Source organism: Streptomyces sp. HB132 (assembly GCF_016909575.1).
Taxonomy (GTDB): domain Bacteria; phylum Actinomycetota; class Actinomycetes; order Streptomycetales; family Streptomycetaceae; genus Streptomyces.
Window position 1 is genome coordinate 131,722 of the sequence record NZ_JAFBGA010000010.1, and the last position, 16,336, is coordinate 148,057.

Sequence of the window (16,336 nt, forward strand, 5' to 3'; positions counted from 1 at the left end):
ATGAGCATCACAACGACCGAGCAGCTCTCGGCCACCACCCTGCTGCGGTTCGCCACCGCGGGGTCCGTGGACGACGGCAAGTCGACCCTCGTGGGACGCCTCCTGCACGACTCCAAGTCGGTCCTCACCGACCAGCTGGAGGCCGTCGCGCTGGCCTCGACCAACCGCGGTCAGGAGGCGCCCGACCTGGCGCTGCTGACCGACGGCCTGCGCGCGGAGCGCGAGCAGGGCATCACCATCGACGTCGCGTACCGCTACTTCGCCACGCCCCGGCGCCGGTTCATCCTCGCCGACACCCCCGGCCACGTGCAGTACACCCGCAACATGGTCACGGGCGCCTCCACCGCCGAACTCGCCGTCGTCCTCGTCGACGCCCGCAACGGCGTCGTCGAGCAGACCCGGCGGCACGCCGCCGTAGCCGCCCTTCTGCGGGTCCCCCACGTCGTCCTCGCCGTCAACAAGATGGACCTGGTGGAGTACGCGGAGCCGGTGTTCGCCGCGATAGCGAAGGAGTTCACCGCGTACGCCGCCTCGCTGGGTGTCCCGGAGATCACCGCCATCCCGATCTCCGCGCTGGCCGGCGACAACGTCGTTGAGCCGTCCGCCCACATGGACTGGTACGGCGGCCCGACGGTCCTGGAGCACCTCGAGACGGTCCCGGTCAGCCACGACCTGACGGAGTGCCACGCGCGTTTCCCCGTGCAGTACGTGATCCGCCCGCAGAGCGCGGAACACCCGGACTACCGGGGGTACGCGGGGCAGATCGCCGCCGGGGTCTTCCGGGTCGGCGAGAGCGTCTCCGTGCTCCCGTCCGGACGCACCACGACGATCGAGGGGATCGACGCGCTCGGCGAGAGTGTCGACATCGCCTGGGCACCCCAGTCGGTGACGATCCGGCTCGCCGACGACATCGACGTCTCGCGCGGCGACCTGATCGCCCCCGCGGACGATGCCCCCGCCGTCACCCAGGACGTCGAGGCGACCGTCTGCCACGTGGCCGACCAGCCGCTCACCGTGGGCCAGCGGGTGCTGCTCAAGCACACCACCCGCACGGTCAAGGCGATCGTCAAGGACATCCCGTCGCGCCTCACGCTGGACGACCTCTCCCAGCACCCGGCTCCCGGCAAGCTGGTGGCCAACGACATCGGCCGGGTCGTGGTCCGTACCGCCGAGCCGCTCGCGCTCGACGCCTACGCGGACTCGCGGCGCACCGGATCGTTCCTGCTGATCGACCCCGCCGACGGCACGACGCTGACGGCCGGGATGGCCGGCGCCTCGTTCGCCGCCGAGGCCGACGCCGACGTGGACACCTCCGCCGAGGACGCGGAGTGGGACTTCTGATGATCACCGACTTCTTCTCCACCTTCGCGAAGGAGGGCGGCCGGGTCGGCAGCGGCGCCCTCGGGTGGGGGTGCCCCCTGGTCGAGCGAAGCCGAGAGCTCGGGGGAGGACTGGGCGGGGTCGGGCGATGTGCGTGATGACGTACGCGCACTGCCTGCGCGCCCGCTCGTACCACCCGCACCGCCAGTTCAGACGAAGACCCGCCGACCGCCCGGCCGCGCCACCCCGCTCCAGGGGGACGTGAGCACGGGCCGACGAGAGGAACGCCTCCCGTGCGTGCCACCCGTACCACTCTCCGCCGCGGCCTCGCCGCTGCCGCCGCTCTGCCGCTGCTCGCCGTGGCGGCCACCGCCTGCGGCTACGGTTCCGAGTCGAAGGACGACGACGCCGCGAAGTCGGACGTCTCCGCCGGCGGGAAGAAGCTCTCCGCGGACTCCGTGAAGATCGGTTACTTCCCGAACCTCACGCACGCCACCGCCCTGGTCGGCATCCAGGAAGGCCTCATCGCCAAGGAGCTGGGCGGCACCACGGTCAAGCCCTCGACGTTCAACGCCGGGCCCTCCGAGATCGAGGCGCTCAACGCCGGTTCGATCGACATCGGCTTCATCGGCCCCTCCCCCTCGATCAACGGCTACGCCAAGTCCCAGGGGCAGAGCCTGCGGATCCTCGGCGGCTCGGCCTCCGGCGGGGTGAAGCTCGTCGTGGACCCGAAGAAGATCAAGACCCTTGACGACCTCAAGGGCAAGAAGATCGCCACCCCGCAGCTCGGCAACACCCAGGACGTGGCGTTCCTGAACTGGATCTCCGAGAAGGGCTGGAAGGTCGACGCCCAGAGCGGCAAGGGCGACGTCTCCGTGGTCCGCTCGGACAACAAGGTGACCCCGGACGCCTTCAAGTCCGGTTCCCTGGACGGTGCCTGGGTCCCGGAACCGACCGCCTCCAAGCTGGTCGCCGAGGGCGGCAAGGTCCTGCTCGACGAGTCGACGCTGTGGCCGGACGACAAGTTCGTCATCACGAACATCATCGTGTCGCAGAAGTTCCTCTCCGAGCACCCCGACGTCGTGGACGCGGTGCTGCGGGGCACGGTGAAGACCAACAAGTGGATCAACGCCAACCCGGACGAGGCGAAGGCCTCGGCCAACTCGGCGCTGGAGAAGCTCAGCGGCAAGGCGTTGCCCGCCGAGGTCCTCGACCCGGCGTGGGAGTCCATCCAGATCACCGACGACCCACTGGCCGCCACGCTCCAGGAGCAGGCCGACCACGCGGTCGAGGCGGGCCTGCTGGAGAAGCCCGATCTCAAGGGCATCTACGACCTGAAGCCCCTGAACAAGATCCTCGAGGCCGAGGGACAGCCCAAGGTCGCCGACGCCGGTCTCGGCGCCAAGTAGCCCACCCGACCGCACCAGGATCCCTGAAGATTCCCAGGAGGTGACGACCATGGCGACCACCACCCTCACCAAGGCCGAGGACCGTGCGACGGTCGAGCACGCCGCTCGTCTCGCGAACGTCTCGAAGTCCTTCACCGGACCCACGGGGCAGCAGCTCGTCCTGGACGACATCACGCTCGATGTCGCTCCGGGCGAGTTCGTCACCCTCCTGGGAGCCTCCGGGTGCGGCAAGTCGACCCTGCTCAACCTGGTGGCCGGACTCGACCGTCCGACCGCGGGTTCCATCGAGACCCCCGGCGGGCGTCCGGCCCTGATGTTCCAGGAGCACGCCCTCTTCCCGTGGCTGACCGCGGGCAAGAACATCGAACTGGCCCTGCGGCTGCGCGGGGTGCCCAGGCCGGAGCGCCGGCCCGAGGCGGAACGGCTGCTCGAGCTCGTGCGCCTCGGTGGGGCCTACGGGAAGCGGGTGCACGAACTCTCGGGCGGGATGCGCCAGCGGGTGGCGATGGCCCGGGCACTCGCCCAGGACAGCCAACTGCTGCTGATGGACGAGCCGTTCGCCGCACTCGACGCCATCACCCGCGACGTGCTGCACGACGAACTGACCCGGATCTGGCGCGAGACGAACGCCTCCGTCCTCTTCGTCACCCACAACGTGCGCGAGGCGGTGCGGCTCGCCCAGCGCGTCATCCTGCTGTCGTCGCGTCCCGGCAGGATCGCCCGGGAGTGGACCGTGGACATCGAGCAGCCTCGCCGCATCGAGGACACCGCCGTGGCGGAACTGTCCGTCGAGATCACCGAACAACTGCGTGGGGAGATCCGCCGACATGGCCAGCACTGATACGAAGGCCGACGACCTGGCGGGTCTCGAAGCGGGCCTGGACGCGCTCGACGCGGTACAGGTACGCAGGACACCGGCCCGCGAGGTCCTGCTCAACAAGGTCCTGCCGCCGGCCGTGGCGGTCGTCCTGGTGGTCCTGGTCTGGCAGTTGCTGGTCTGGGCGAAGGTCACCGACGACTACAAGCTGCCGCCACCGGCCGCGGTCTGGAACAGCCTGACCGACATGTGGCTGCAGGGCACGCTGCTGGAGGTCATCTGGACCAGTGTGTCGCGCGGTCTGCTCGGCTTCGTCATGGCCGTCGCGATCGGTACGCCGCTGGGTCTGCTGGTGGCACGGGTGAAGGTGGTCCGTGCGGCGATCGGCCCGATCCTGTCCGGGCTGCAGTCCCTGCCGTCGGTGGCGTGGGTGGCACCGGCCGTGATCTGGCTCGGGCTCAACGACTCGATGATGTACGCGGTGATCCTGCTGGGCGCCGTCCCGTCCGTCGCCAACGGGCTGGTCTCCGGTGTCGACCAGGTGCCGCCGCTGTTCCTCCGGGCGGGCCGCACCATCGGTGCCACCGGACTGCGCGGGACGATCCACATCGTCCTGCCGGCCGCGCTGCCCGGCTATCTGGCGGGGCTCAAGCAGGGCTGGGCGTTCTCCTGGCGCTCCCTGATGGCCGCCGAGATCATCGCGTCCTCGCCCGACCTGGGCCTGGGGCTCGGCCAGTTGCTGGAGAACGGCCGCAACAACTTCGACATGCCGGGGATCTTCCTCGCGATCCTGCTCATCCTGTTCGTCGGTATCGCGATCGACCTGCTTATCTTCAGTCCGCTGGAGCGGCGGGTGCTGCGCGGCCGCGGCCTCCTCGTGAAGAGCTGAGTCCCCGTGTCCGCTCCGGTCCTCCTCGTCATCGCCCACGGCAGCCGCGATCCACGGCACGCGGCGACCGTCCACGCGCTCACCGCGCGGGTGCGGTCGCTGCGGCCGGGGCTGCGCGTGGAGACGGCGTTCCTGGACTTCAACGCCCCTTCCGTGCCCAGGGTGCTGGAACGCCTGGCCGCGGAGGGGGCGGACGAGGTCGTCGCGCTTCCCCTGCTGCTGACGCGTGCCTTCCACGCCAAGTCGGACATCCCCTCGGTGCTGCGCGAGGCCCGCACGCGGCTGCCGCGGCTGCGGATCAGCCAGGCCGGCGTACTCGGCCCGTCCCCGCTGCTGAACGCCGCGCTGGAACAGCGGCTGTACGAGGCCGGGCTGGGACCCGGCGACAGGAGTTCGACGGGGCTGGTGCTGGCCTCGGCGGGCTCGACGGACCCGGAGGCGGGCGCGGTGATCGCTGAAATCGCGCGGGAGCTGCGGCACACCGGTTGGTGCGCCGTGCGGCCTGCGTTCGCCTCCGCTGTCGGTGCCGGGAGCTTCTCCCGCACCGCGGACGTGGTACGGGGCCTGCGGGCGGACGGCGTACAGCGGGTCGCGGTGGCCCCGTACGTCATCGCCCCGGGCCGGCTCCCCGACCGTATCGCCACGGGCGCCGAGGAGGCCGGGGCCGATGTGCTGGCCGGCGTCCTGGGCCCGTCCCCGGCGCTCGCCCGGCTGCTGCTGACCCGGTACGACGAGGCGCGCGTCCCCGCGACCGGGGCGATGAGCGCCTGAGGCTCGTGCCGTAGCCCGCCGGGCGGGCGCGGACGGCGCCGCGCCGGCGCCTGGTCGGCTCCCTCTCGTCGATCGTGCTCGTCGTCGCCCTGCCGCCCCTCGCCTCACAGCTCATCGGACCGGTCCCCCGGTGGAGCCCGTGGCCCAGGCGCATCGGGACTCCCGCCCCCGCCCGTCGAGGTGCCGGGGTGGCCCGGCATCACGATCGGAGTCGGTGCCGCCCCGGCCGGTTCGGGGCGGGCGCTGCGCATGCGCTACAACTCGTTGCTCGACGGCGGGGCCGTCCGGGTGGACGGGCATCGGCCTTGTCCTTGCCCCGGCGGAGCCCCGCCCAGGACTTCGTGGAATCATCGCCGACCGGTGACCCGACCGACTGCCGCTCTGCCTCCACCCGCGCCCGGCGGGTCACATCCTCACCGGTACGACAGGAAGGATCGCGGCATGTCCAGCGACCACCTCATGCGCATCCGTAGCCCCGAGTTCCAGGCCATGGCCGAGAGGGTCCTGCGGGCGACCGAACTCACCTCGCGCCTGAACGTCCTGCCCTTCGAGGACGAGGTGGGCAAGGCGGAACTGTTCGAAAAGATCCTCGGCAGGCCGCTGCCGACGGGCGTCACGGTCTACCCGCCCTTCTACACGGACCACGGTCTTCACCTGGACCTGGCGGAGCGGGTGTTCATCAACCAGAACTGCACCTTCCTGGACTACGCCGGCATCAGGCTCGGCGAGCGCGTGATGGTCGGCCCGAAGGTCACGTTCATCACCATCGGCCATCCGGTCGATCCCGAGGAGCGACGTGGGTGGCTCAGCGGCGGGCCCATCGACGTGGCGGAGAACGTGTGGATCGGCGCCGGCGCCACGATCCTGCCCGGCGTCAGCATCGGCCGTGACGCCGTGGTCGCCGCGGGCGCGGTCGTGGCCGAAGACGTCCCGGCCGCAAGCCTGGTGACCGGCGGCAAGGCGACCGTGCACCGGCGATGGTGACCGGTCCGCGGCGGTGACCGACCGGGGCGGGGGCCGGGACCGTCCGGGTCCCGGCCGCACGTACGGCTGCGGGCCGCGCTCGGGGAGAGCGCGGCCCGCAGGACGTACGAGAGGTGGGTCCTAGAAGACGCTGACGCCGTAGGCGCTCAGGGCCTCGGTGACCGGCTGGAAGAACGTGGTGCCACCCGAGCTGCAGTTACCGCTGCCGCCCGAGGTGAGGCCCAGCGCGGTGGAGCCGGAGAAGAGCGAGCCGCCGCTGTCGCCGGGCTCGGCGCAGACGTTGGTCTGGATCATGCCGTAGACGACGTCGCCGCCACCGTAGTTCACCGTCGCGTTGAGGCCGGTGACGGTGCCGCTGTGGACGCCGGTGGTGGAGCCGCTGCGCTTGACGGACTGGCCGACGCTGGGGTTCGCGGCGGAGGTGATGTCCTGGTAGCTGCCGTTGTAGAGGTAGACCCGGCCGTCCGCGTTGGCGGAGTTGGAGTGCCGGATCAGGCCGTAGTCGTTGGTCGGGAAGCTGCTGCCGGCCCGCGAGCCGAGGACCGCGGTCTGGCCGGAGTTGGTGTACCAGGTGCTGCCTATCTCGGTGCAGTGCCCGGCGGTCAGCGCGTAGTAGGTGCTGCCGCTGCGGACGTTGAAGCCGAGGGAGCAGCGTCCGCCGCCGGCGTAGATGGCCTGTCCGCCCGCGATGAGCTTGTTGAACTTGCCCTCGGTACGGTTGATGTCGGCCTTGGCGCCCGAGTCGGTGACCGACTTCTTGATCGTGGCGATCTCGGCGGCGGAGACCGTGCTGTCGACGGTCACGACGACCTTGCCGGTCTTCGCTTCCGTGTACCACGCGGTACCCGCGATGTCGGCGCCGCGCACGGCCGAACTCGCGTCGGCCAGCTCGGCCTTCGTCACGGTGGTGTCCGGTGCCGCCTGAGCGACCGCGGTCGGTGCCGCAAGCGCCACGGCGGTGACCAGACCTGAGGTCGCGGCGATGAGGCGAGCACGTCTGGAGATCGAGCCGAGGGGAGCGAAGCGCTTGAAGGTCACAGGATCCTCCGTCTTTGGGGGTGTCCGGCCCGCTGGGTGGGCGGGCCGAGGACGTACGGCTGTCCGCGACCAGATGGATTCTGGTCGTGGACCTGCCAACCGCACGACTCGAATCCTTGACTCCGCTTGGGCCCGTGGCAAGGTCCCCTTCCGGACCGTGGCGGAGAACGGACCGTGAACTCCGGTATGCGTGCGGGTGCCCTCCGAACGCCGACGTCCGCTCACCGAACGGATGGTGCCTGCGAATTGCAGCAAAGTGCGAAGCGGGCGGAGGACGTCGGAACCTGTCTACGCGCATCGCGTTCACACACGCCCCAGCCGCCCGGGAACGGGGCGCACAGGAGTGCCGGCGACCCGGACCGGGCTCCTCGGGACCCCGCCCGTTCAGCCGCTTTACCAGTGTTTTGCCTGGGCGCTCCAGTTGGCTGGAATTGACCCTTCAGGCGGGAACCGGCCGCACTTCGGGCACAGATCAGACCGGGGCGGCACTCTTGTGGCGCCGCCCCGGAGTGTGCTGAGGAAGGGGTGTGTCGGGAAGCCGGCGGAATCCGGGGCTCAGACCTCGGCGAAGGGGTCGTCGATGAAGGGGGTGGCCTGGTGGAAATAGAGCAGCCAACCGCTCCCGGTCAGCCGCCAGAGGGAACTGCGGTGGGAACGCAGCCCTCTGGACTCCGTGTCGAAGGTGAGGTGCACCAGGTCCGGCGCGAGCTGGTCACCCTGCATCCGTGACGCGGTGAGCGGCCCTGGATGCGGCGCGTCCGGGTCCGTGAGCATGGCGATGATGGTGTCCCGCTCCCAGAGACGGCCGCTGGTGCCGATCTCCCGGAAGTCGGGGTGCAGCAGCGTCGTCAGCACATCCGCGGAGGCCCGTACCCCGGGATCGAGGAGTCGGAGCTCGCCCTCGACGGCTTCGGCAACGGCAGGCGTGGACTCAGTCACGCGTCATCTCCACAAGCTTGACCACGGTGTTCCAGTTACGGCTGGTGGCGATGAGGCCACGGGTGAAGACGGGCCGCCCGAGCGCCACCGCGAGCTTGGAGCGGCCGAGCCCTTCGGGCGCGTACAGGTAGAGGGCGCGGTCCCCGAGCCGGAACTCTTCGGGGCGGAAGGCCTCGGCGTCGAGCGCGGCGAAGCGTGCGGCGTCGACGGGCTCGTCGAAATAGGTGACGTGCAGTTGCCTGGCCTCGAGTTCGGCGGCCGGGAAGGGGCAGGCGGCGGCCACGTCGGCGAGATAGGCGCCCGTTCGGACCAGGCAGTCGACGGGAAAGCCGAACCGCTCCTCGATAGCCCGCTCCAGCCCGGCGGCCAGGGCGTCCTCGTCGCCGGACGCGCTGCGGAACACGGCGTTGCCGCTCTGCAGGTACGTGGCGATGTCCTCGTGCCCCAGTTCCCCGAGCAGCGTGCGGAGTTCCGCCATCGGGATCCGACGGTGGCCACTCACGTTGATCCCGCGCAGCAGTGCCGCGTACATCGTGCTCATGACCTCACCCTAGAGCTTCCGACGGCGTGAGGCCGCCGCGCCCCGTGGGGGAGGGCGCGGCGGCCTCGTGCCTGTTCTATCCGGCCTGGTTGTCCTACTCCACTACCTTGAGGAGCTTGTTCGCCGTGCCCTCGGTGGCGTTGGAGATGGCGTCCGGGGTGGCTCCGTCCGTGAGCGCCGTGGCGACCTCCTCCGGGGTGGCGTCCGGGTGCCCACCGAGGTAGACGGCCGCAGCACCGACCACGTGCGGGGTCGCCATGGACGTGCCCGAGATCGTGTTCGTGGCGTCGTCGCTGTCGTTCCAGGCCGACGTGATGTCCGAGCCGGGAGCGTAGATGTCCACGACCGAGCCGAAGTTGGAGAACGACGACTGCTCGTCGTCCACCGTGGACGAGGCAACCGTGATGGCCTCGGGGACGCGGGAGGGGGAGCCCTCGCCGGCGTCGCTCGACTCGTTGCCCGCCGCGACGGCGAAGGTGACGCCGGAGGCGATGGCCTTCTGCACCGCGGCGTCGAGGGCCGGGTCCGCGGATCCGCCGAGGCTCATGTTGGCGACGGACGGGCCCTCGTGGTTCGTGGTGACCCAGTCGATGCCCGCGACGACCTGCTCGGTGGTGCCCGAGCCGGCGTCGTCCAGGACGCGGACGGCCACGATCTTCGCCTTCTTGGCCACCCCGTGGGCCGCGCCCGCTATGGTCCCGGCCACGTGGGTGCCGTGCCCGTTGCCGTCGTCGGCGTCGTCGTCGTTGTCCACGGCGTCGAAGCCCGAAGTGGCGCGGCCCTCGAAGTCCTTGTGGGTGACGCGGACACCGGTGTCGATGACATAAGCCGTGACGTCCCCACCCGCGGCATCCGGGTAGTTGTACGCGCCGTCACCGGTGGTCTCGGCCTGGTCGATCCGGTCCAGCCCCCATGACGGCGGGTTGTCCTGGGTGGCGTCGATGTGGAACTTCTTGTTCTGGACGACCTTGGAGACGGCCGGGTCGGCGGCGAGCCGCTTGGCCTCGGTCTCCGAAAGTCCGCTGGCGGAGAAGCCGTTGATGGCCGACTTGTAGTTCCGCTGGAGCTTGCCGCCGTACTCCTTCGCCAGCCCGGCCTTGTCGGCCTTCTGGTCCAGCATCACGATGTAACTGCCGGAGACGGCGGTCGCCGCGTCCGCGCCGTAGACCGTACCCATCGCAGGCGCCGGGGCGGCTCCGGCGAACGAGGTGGAGAGCAGGGTGACACCGGCGGCCGCAGCGACTGCGGTGATCGCGGCGGTGAGCTTGACCGAACGAGCGCGCTTGTGAATTGCCATGAAGAGGGGTCTCCTCGTCATTCTTTGTGGGGGGATTGGCCCTCGGCCGGAAATTCTCCGGGGGCTGGTTCGAAACACTGCTCGATTGACGCGCGCAGATCAAGACCTTCATGCAGCCGTCACGGACTCGGCAAGCTTTCGACACAGATAAAATGCGCGCTTCTCTGCGCATCAGGACAAACCGCAGCGCGGTTGCACAGCCTGAGAGCGCATCAGAATTCACGGACGAGTGAACTTGGACAGATCAGGCACGAATACCCTCGCCTCACCAGCAGGAACACCGGAACGCGAGAGTGGAATGGCATGTTTCGGTTGTGTGTATCGATGGCAGCACCCGCATTCCTCGGACAGGGACGCATGGCCCGCCGCTTGAACGACACACGGGGATGCCGAGATGTCAGCCGGTCAGGTCCCGTACGCGGCCGCCGCCCTGCCGGAGCCCCGATCGGCCTGCGGCCTCGTCTCGCGGTCCCCGCACGTACACCACGCGGCGGGTCTCCGCCGCCGGACCGAGGGCAGGCGGACACTCGGAGCCGAGGAGGGCGCGGCGGACCGGAGGCTCAGTACCGGCCGAAGCGCCCGGTCCGCGACCGGCTGGGTGGAAGCCGACGGCAACGACGAGGACTGCCGGTCGGCACGCCGCACCTTTAGCGCCGGCTCAAGCGGATGACGTGACCGGGGGCCGCAGGCCGAGCCACTGCTCGGCGTCCCAGGCCCGGAAACGCGCCACCTCGGTGGATCCCGGGTCTGCCGCGAGGCGCATCGAGCCGACGTCGGCGATCCGGCTGACAGTTCGGGACCGTGAAAAAATGGCGCACCGGCTGGAGGAGTGTTGCCGTTCCCCTCGATCGCGGTCGTGGCGGTGGTGACGTGGACAACGAAACGGTGCGGATCGACCCCGCAGTACGGTGCTCGACCGCCCTGACCGCGACGTGCCCGCCGGTCTTCGCTCAGGCGGGCAGTTCGGCCTCGATGAGGTCCGCTGCCCGTCCGGTCCCGCCCTCTTCGGCCATCCGCTCCCGGATCAGGGCCAGCCGCGCGGCCACGTCCGGGTCGTCGACCAGGGCGAGGACGGCGGCGCGCAGGGACGCGGCGTCCGCCTCCTCCTTCGGCAGGTGCCGGGCGACCCCGAGGGACTGGAGCATGTCCGCGTTGCCGAACTGGTCGACGGCCTGCGGTACCGCCACCATCGGGGTACCGGTCGCGAGCCCCTCCTGGCTGCCGCCGGCTCCCGCATGGGTGATGAAGGCGTCCGCCTGCTTGAGCACGGACAGCTGGGGGACCCATGGGTGCACCTCGATGTTCGGCGGTACGTGACCCAGGTCCGCCGGATCGACGTGGGCGCCGATCTGCAGCACCACGTGCCAGCCCTGAAGCCCGCCGAAGGCCTCCACGCATTCCCGGTAGAACGCGGGCTCGCCGGTGAACGACGACCCGAGGGAGACCAGCAGGACCTTCTCGGCGTCGGCCGGACGCTTCCATTCGCCCTGGTCCGCGCGTTCGCCCTGACAGGCGCCGACGAAGGTGAACCGCGTGTGGTCCACCCGGTCGGCGCTCGGCTGGAGCGCCTCCGGGATCAGCACCAGGCCACGGCGGGGCCGGGCCACGAAGTCGTCGGACGAGAGGTCACCCAGGCCGTTCCCGGCAAGCCAGTCCGCGAAGCGCGCGCGATAGGAACGGCCCCGCTCGGTCTGCTCGAGTCCGGCGGCCGCGGGCTCCCCCACCTCCTCCGCGTACCCCTCCCAGGGGACCAGGTTGGGCCAGAGCTGGACGGCGGGCACGCCCCACCGGTGGGCGAGTACACGGGCGGGGTACGCGGTGATGTCGTGCAGGACGAGGTCCGGCTCGTCGCCGTCGAACGCCCCGGCCAGTTGCGGGAGCGCCTGCACGGCGTCCTCCAGGAACGGCTCGAGGTGGTCGATGAGTTCGGTGCCCCAGTCCTCGGGCGCGGTGGGCAGCACCGAGGTGTAGATCACCGGCTCGGCGCCGGTGGCCGCGACCTTCTCGGCGAAGGATGCCGGGACGGCGTAACTGACGCGGTGTCCACGGACGACGAGCTCCCGGATCACTTCGAGGCTCGGGTTCACGTGCCCGTGGGCGGCGATGGAGAACATGGCGATGTGGGCGCGCGGGGGCGTTGTCATGCCGCCAAGGTAAGCGAGACGAGACGTCTCGTCCAGTTGTATTCGGGACCCCTGCTCCGGCCCGGTCAGCGCTGGTAGCGGGCCAGTACCCGGTTACCGTCGTCGACCAGGCGTTTCTTCAGCTCCTCGGTGTCGATGGCCCCGCTGTAGTACTCCTGGAGCGCGGGCGTGGCGACCTTGTCCTTCCACTCGGGATAGCCGCGCACGGACTGCGCGGGCGCGGGACGCAGCGCCCGGGCGAGAGCGGTACCCGCCGCCCAGCCGTTCTCCTCGGTGTGCAGCGCGGGGTCGGCCAGCGCCTCGGTTCCGGTCGGCAGCATCCAGTCCCCCTTGGCGAGCCGCACCATGTTGGCGGGACGCAGCAGGAAGTCGATGAACTGCACGGCCTCCTCCTTGTGCGGGCTGTCCTCGGCGACCGAGAGGGTCTGCGGGCTGACCCCCTGGGCGGTCCCTCCGCTGCCCGCCGGGGTCGGCAGCACCGTCCACTCGAAGCCCTCGGGGGCCTGTTCGACGACCTGCTGGCGGTAGGAGAACCCCAGCGGGACCATGGCGTACTTGCCGCCGAAGAAGCCGGGCAGGGTGTCCGAACCGCCCATTCCGAGCGCTGAACGTGCGGCGCTGCGATCGGAGTTGACCTGCTCCTGGACCGTGCCGGGCATGACCCGGTCGCCTTCGTCGAAGCGGATGTCCACCTTGCCGTCCGCGCCCCGGTGGAAGAGCTGCCCACCGGAGGAGAGACCCAGGTTGAGGGTGACGGACACCGGCTCCTTGAGCGGCCAGGCGACGCCGTACGTCCCCTTCCCCGTCAGCTCCTCGGTGACCTGACGGAACTCCGCCCAGCTCCAGGGCCTCTCCGGGGTCGGGATCCGGACGCCCGAGGACTCGAGGATCTTCTTGTTGGCGATCAGGACCTTGGGCTCCTGGAGGAACGGCACTCCGTAGACACCGTCGCCGAAGGTGGTGGTCGCCCAGGACTGCTGCGGGATGTCCCCGGTCAGCCGGTCCGGCAGCAGGGTCCGCAGGTCGGCGAGGTAGCCGCCGTACGCGAAGTCCGCGAGGTCGTCGGAGGCGTCGTGGATGATGTCGGGCGCCTCACCACCCTCGAAGGAGGTCAGCAGCTGGTCGTGGACGTTGTCCCAGCTGCCCTGGACGTAGTCCACCTGGATGTCCGGGTGGGCCGCGTTCCATTCACGTACGAGCTGCTTGTTGGCGTCGACGGATTCCTTCTGCCAGGCCAGCGACTGGAAGCTGAGCCGGATCGGACCGTCGGGGTCCGTGCCGCGGCCGCCGTCTCCCGAACAGCCGGTCAGCAGGAGGGCGAGCGCGGTGGTCACCGCGGCGCCGATCAAGGGCAGTCGACGGCCCATCAGTGCTTCACCGCCCCGGCCGTCAGACCGCCGGTGATGCGCTTCTGGATGATCGCGAAGAGCACGAGCGAAGGGAGGGTGGCGAGGAACGCGGCGGCGGCGAGCGGCCCGAGGTCGGCCACGCCCTCCGCGCCCAGGAAGTGGGTGAGTACGACCGGCAAGGTCTGCTTCTCCGGTGTCTTGAGCAGGACGAGCGCGAAGAAGAACTCGTTCCATGCGGTGATGAACGCGAAGAGTGCGGTAGCCACGATCCCCGGGGCCAGCAGCGGCGCGGTGACCGAGACGAGGATCCGCACCTTCCCGGCCCCGTCGACGGCGGCGGCCTCCTCCAGTTCGGGCGGCACGGCCCGTACGTAGCCGGCCAGCATCCAGAGGGCGAAGGGCAGTGACCAGACGACGTACACCAGGATCAGCCCCCACAGCGAGTTGATCAGGTGCAGGTACTTGAGGACCAGGAACAGCGGAATGATCACCAGGACGAAGGGGAACGCCTGGCTGACCACGACCCATCCGGTGGCGGCGGTGGCCAGCCGCCCCCGGTGGCGGGCCATCACGTAGGCCATGGGCGTGGCGATGACGACCGCGATCAGGGCCGCACACAGCGCGGCGGTGAGCGAGTTGGCCGCGGCCCGGAGCAGCGGCTGTTCGTCGAAGGCCTGCCGGAAATTGTCCAGTGTCGGATCCTGTGGAATCCACGTGGGGTGCAGCGAGCCGAGTTCACGGGCCGGCTTGAAGGCGGTCGATATCAGCCAGAAGAACGGGAAGGCCAGGAAGGCGAGGTAGCACAGGAGCGCGGCGTACTGTCCGGCGCGCGCGGTTCTGCCCGTACGGAGGCTCATGCGTCCTCGCCTCCCCTGAGCCGGCCGACGAGGTAGACGGCGAGGATCACCGAGATGACGGCGACCATCACGCATCCCATCGCGGCTGCGTAGCCGAACTGTCCGTAGCGGAAGGCCTCTTCGTAGGCGAAGAGCATGGGCAGCCGGGTGCGGCCGCCCGGTCCGCCGCTGGTCAGGACGTAGACCAGGGCGAAGGAGTTGAAGTTCCAGATGAAGTTGAGCGCACTGATGGCCAGGGCCACCGGCCTGATGGCGGGCCAGGTGACCGTGCGGAAGCGGCGCCAGGCCCCGGCTCCGTCGAGCGCGGCCGCCTCGTGCAGTTCGTGCGGAGTGTTCTGCAGACCGGCCAGCAGTGCCACGGTGGTCTGCGGCATTCCGGCCCAGATGCCGACGATTATCACGGCGGGCAGCGCGGTCGCGAGACCGGTCAGCCAGTCCCTGCCGTCACCGAGGCCGAGATCGCGGACGGTCTCGTTGAGGATGCCGGCGTCGGGGTTGTAGACCAGGCGCCACATGATGCCGACGACGACCTCGGGCATGGCCCAGGGGATGATCGCCAGCGCTCTGGCGAGCCAGCGCATCCGAAGGTTCGCGTTGAGCAGCAGGGCGAGGCCGAGCGCCAGCACGAACTGCGGCACCGTGACCCCGACCGCCCACAGCAGGCCGATCCGGAAGGAGTCCCAGAACAGCGTGTCGTGCAGCAGGTCCTGGAAGTTGAGGAGACCGACCCACTGCGTGGAGCGGGTGCGGCCCGACTGCGCGTCGGTGAAGGCCAGCGCGATGCCGTAGAGCAGGGGGCCGACGCTCAGGATCAGGATCGGGATCAGAGCGGGCAGCACCAGGAACCAGGTGCCACCGTCCCGTCGGCGGCCGTCACTCCGTCCGCCCTGGGGGGTCTTACGCCCGGACCGCGTCATTGCGGTCGCCAGTGTCATGAATTCGACCCCTTCATTACCCTTGGATCGGTTTCATCCCCGTATTGCCGCCCGGGCGGCCCCCGTCATCGTGCTGACGGGCCGCCCGTTCGTCAAGGTGGCCTGCGAGGATGAGAAAATCCGGCCATGGACGAGATGCGCGCACGCGAGGTACTGACCGCCGCCGGACTGCCCGGCGGCGCGGAACTCCTCGCGCTGGGCGAGAACGCGGTGTTCGCCGTCGGCGGCCTGGTGGCCAAGATCGGCCGGGACGCCACGCACCACCCCGAGCTGCGGGAGCGCGCCGAGCGTGAGGTGGCCGTCGCGCGGTGGCTCGCCGCCTCGGGCGTACCCGCCGTACGCGCCGCTGAGTCCAGGGCCCGCCTGATGGAGGGCCACCCGGTCACCCTGTGGCACCGGCTGCCCGATGCCGTGCGCCCGTCCGAACCGCGTGATCTTGCCCCGCTGCTCACCCAGGTGCACGCACTGACCGCCCCGGAGGACTTCACGCTGCCCCGCCGTGAGCTGCTCGGCGGCGTCGAACGCTGGCTGCGGCTCGCGGGCGACGCGATCGACCCGGCCGACGCCGACTATCTGCGCGGCCGGCGCGACGGCTTCGCGAAGGCCGCGGCGGCCCTCGCCCCGCACCTGGCCCCCGGCCCCGTCCACGGCGACGCGCTCCCCCGCAACGTGCACGTCACCCCGGACGGACCGGTGCTGGTGGACCTGGAGACCTTCTCCGCCGATCTGCGCGAGCACGACCTGGTGGTCCTCGCGCTCTCCCGCGACCGCTACGGTCTCCCGGCCCCCGCCTACGACGCGTTCACGGAGGCGTACGGCTGGGACGTACGCACCTGGGAAGGGTGCGCGGTGCTGCGCGGCGCCCGCGAGACGGCGAGCTGCGCCTGGGTCTCGCAGCACGCCCCGGCGAACCCCAGGGCGCTGGAGGAGTTCCGGCGCAGGGTGGCGTCGCTGCGGGAGGACGACCCCGAGGTGCGCTGGTACCCCTTCTGAAACGCCCGCCGCCACGCACGGGCCGGGTACCGTGCGGCGGGCCGGCTCCCCAT

General features: G+C 70.5%; 15 protein-coding genes and 1 pseudogene. 7 read left to right on the plus strand and 9 right to left on the minus strand.

What is annotated here, in order from left to right; all coding sequences use genetic code 11:
• From JOC24_RS22425 to JOC24_RS22450, 6 genes are all read left to right on the plus strand, one after another.
• Window positions 1-1,341, plus strand: coding sequence for a sulfate adenylyltransferase subunit 1 (locus JOC24_RS22425; protein ID WP_205022157.1), 1,341 nt, complete (start codon window positions 1-3; stop codon window positions 1,339-1,341).
• A gap of 272 nt (window positions 1,342-1,613) precedes the next feature.
• Window positions 1,614-2,729 (plus strand): aliphatic sulfonate ABC transporter substrate-binding protein, encoded by a 1,116-nt coding sequence (locus tag JOC24_RS22430; protein ID WP_205022158.1) that lies wholly within the window; start codon window positions 1,614-1,616, stop codon window positions 2,727-2,729.
• 49 nt (window positions 2,730-2,778) lie between these two features.
• Window positions 2,779-3,570 carry an ABC transporter ATP-binding protein gene (locus tag JOC24_RS22435; protein WP_205022159.1) on the plus strand — a complete coding sequence of 264 codons (792 nt, stop codon included), beginning with the start codon at window positions 2,779-2,781 and terminating at the stop codon, window positions 3,568-3,570.
• Complete coding sequence (locus tag JOC24_RS22440; protein ID WP_205022160.1) at window positions 3,557-4,435, plus strand: ABC transporter permease; 879 nt, start codon at window positions 3,557-3,559, stop codon at window positions 4,433-4,435. Before JOC24_RS22435 ends, JOC24_RS22440 begins: the two co-directional genes overlap by 14 nt.
• 6 nt (window positions 4,436-4,441) lie before the next feature.
• Window positions 4,442-5,206, plus strand: coding sequence for a sirohydrochlorin chelatase (locus JOC24_RS22445; RefSeq protein WP_205022161.1), 765 nt, complete (start codon window positions 4,442-4,444; stop codon window positions 5,204-5,206).
• A 441-nt stretch (window positions 5,207-5,647) separates the two neighbouring features.
• Complete coding sequence (locus tag JOC24_RS22450; protein WP_205022162.1) at window positions 5,648-6,190, plus strand: DapH/DapD/GlmU-related protein; 543 nt, start codon at window positions 5,648-5,650, stop codon at window positions 6,188-6,190.
• Between the two features lie 120 nt (window positions 6,191-6,310).
• Here the strand turns inward: JOC24_RS22450 and JOC24_RS22455 are convergent, their stop codons facing one another.
• From JOC24_RS22455 to JOC24_RS22490, 9 genes and pseudogenes are all read right to left on the minus strand, one after another.
• Window positions 6,311-7,228 (minus strand): S1 family peptidase, encoded by a 918-nt coding sequence (locus tag JOC24_RS22455; protein WP_205022163.1) that lies wholly within the window; start codon window positions 7,226-7,228, stop codon window positions 6,311-6,313.
• Between the two features lie 555 nt (window positions 7,229-7,783).
• On the minus strand, window positions 7,784-8,167 hold the full coding sequence (locus JOC24_RS22460) for a nuclear transport factor 2 family protein (RefSeq protein WP_205022164.1): 384 nt from the start codon (window positions 8,165-8,167) through the stop codon (window positions 7,784-7,786).
• Window positions 8,160-8,708 (minus strand): DUF1697 domain-containing protein, encoded by a 549-nt coding sequence (locus JOC24_RS22465; protein WP_205022165.1) that lies wholly within the window; start codon window positions 8,706-8,708, stop codon window positions 8,160-8,162. The genes JOC24_RS22460 and JOC24_RS22465 overlap by 8 nt, the downstream gene beginning before the upstream one ends.
• Before the next feature lie 94 nt (window positions 8,709-8,802).
• Window positions 8,803-10,005, minus strand: a complete 1,203-nt coding sequence (locus JOC24_RS22470; RefSeq protein WP_205022166.1) for a S8 family peptidase — start codon at window positions 10,003-10,005, stop codon at window positions 8,803-8,805.
• Window positions 10,006-10,663: 658 nt separating this feature from the next.
• Window positions 10,664-10,783, minus strand: a pseudogene (locus JOC24_RS33460) (GNAT family N-acetyltransferase); the annotation flags it as partial.
• A gap of 172 nt (window positions 10,784-10,955) precedes the next feature.
• A complete protein-coding gene (mgt, locus tag JOC24_RS22475) occupies window positions 10,956-12,149 on the minus strand; it encodes a macrolide-inactivating glycosyltransferase (RefSeq protein WP_205022167.1) in 1,194 nt (397 codons plus the stop codon).
• A gap of 65 nt (window positions 12,150-12,214) precedes the next feature.
• Window positions 12,215-13,516: an ABC transporter substrate-binding protein gene (locus JOC24_RS22480; RefSeq protein ID WP_205022168.1), complete on the minus strand. Its 1,302-nt coding sequence runs from the start codon at window positions 13,514-13,516 to the stop codon at window positions 12,215-12,217.
• Window positions 13,516-14,355 (minus strand): carbohydrate ABC transporter permease, encoded by an 840-nt coding sequence (locus JOC24_RS22485; RefSeq protein ID WP_205022169.1) that lies wholly within the window; start codon window positions 14,353-14,355, stop codon window positions 13,516-13,518. Before JOC24_RS22485 ends, JOC24_RS22480 begins: the two co-directional genes overlap by 1 nt.
• Window positions 14,352-15,290: a carbohydrate ABC transporter permease gene (locus tag JOC24_RS22490; RefSeq protein WP_205022170.1), complete on the minus strand. Its 939-nt coding sequence runs from the start codon at window positions 15,288-15,290 to the stop codon at window positions 14,352-14,354. Before JOC24_RS22490 ends, JOC24_RS22485 begins: the two co-directional genes overlap by 4 nt.
• A 126-nt stretch (window positions 15,291-15,416) precedes the next feature.
• Between JOC24_RS22490 and JOC24_RS22495 the strand changes: the two genes are divergently transcribed.
• Window positions 15,417-16,283, plus strand: a complete 867-nt coding sequence (locus JOC24_RS22495; protein ID WP_205022171.1) for a phosphotransferase — start codon at window positions 15,417-15,419, stop codon at window positions 16,281-16,283.
• Window positions 16,284-16,336: the final 53 nt, after the last annotated feature.

What these genes read in the sequence shown, in the direction of transcription:
- JOC24_RS22425 (WP_205022157.1), top strand. Translation starts at nt 1, where the DNA reads ATGAGCATCACAACGACCGAGCAGCTCTCGGCCACCACCCTGCTGCGG.
- JOC24_RS22435 (WP_205022159.1), top strand. Translation starts at nt 2,779, where the DNA reads ATGGCGACCACCACCCTCACCAAGGCCGAGGACCGTGCGACGGTCGAG.
- JOC24_RS22440 (WP_205022160.1), top strand. Translation starts at nt 3,557, where the DNA reads ATGGCCAGCACTGATACGAAGGCCGACGACCTGGCGGGTCTCGAAGCG.
- JOC24_RS22450 (WP_205022162.1), top strand. Translation starts at nt 5,648, where the DNA reads ATGTCCAGCGACCACCTCATGCGCATCCGTAGCCCCGAGTTCCAGGCC.
- JOC24_RS22465 (WP_205022165.1), bottom strand. Translation starts at nt 8,708, where the DNA reads ATGAGCACGATGTACGCGGCACTGCTGCGCGGGATCAACGTGAGTGGC.
- JOC24_RS22470 (WP_205022166.1), bottom strand. Translation starts at nt 10,005, where the DNA reads ATGGCAATTCACAAGCGCGCTCGTTCGGTCAAGCTCACCGCCGCGATC.
- mgt (WP_205022167.1), bottom strand. Translation starts at nt 12,149, where the DNA reads ATGACAACGCCCCCGCGCGCCCACATCGCCATGTTCTCCATCGCCGCC.
- JOC24_RS22480 (WP_205022168.1), bottom strand. Translation starts at nt 13,516, where the DNA reads ATGGGCCGTCGACTGCCCTTGATCGGCGCCGCGGTGACCACCGCGCTC.
- JOC24_RS22485 (WP_205022169.1), bottom strand. Translation starts at nt 14,355, where the DNA reads ATGAGCCTCCGTACGGGCAGAACCGCGCGCGCCGGACAGTACGCCGCG.
- JOC24_RS22490 (WP_205022170.1), bottom strand. Translation starts at nt 15,290, where the DNA reads ATGACACTGGCGACCGCAATGACGCGGTCCGGGCGTAAGACCCCCCAG.
- JOC24_RS22495 (WP_205022171.1), top strand. Translation starts at nt 15,417, where the DNA reads ATGGACGAGATGCGCGCACGCGAGGTACTGACCGCCGCCGGACTGCCC.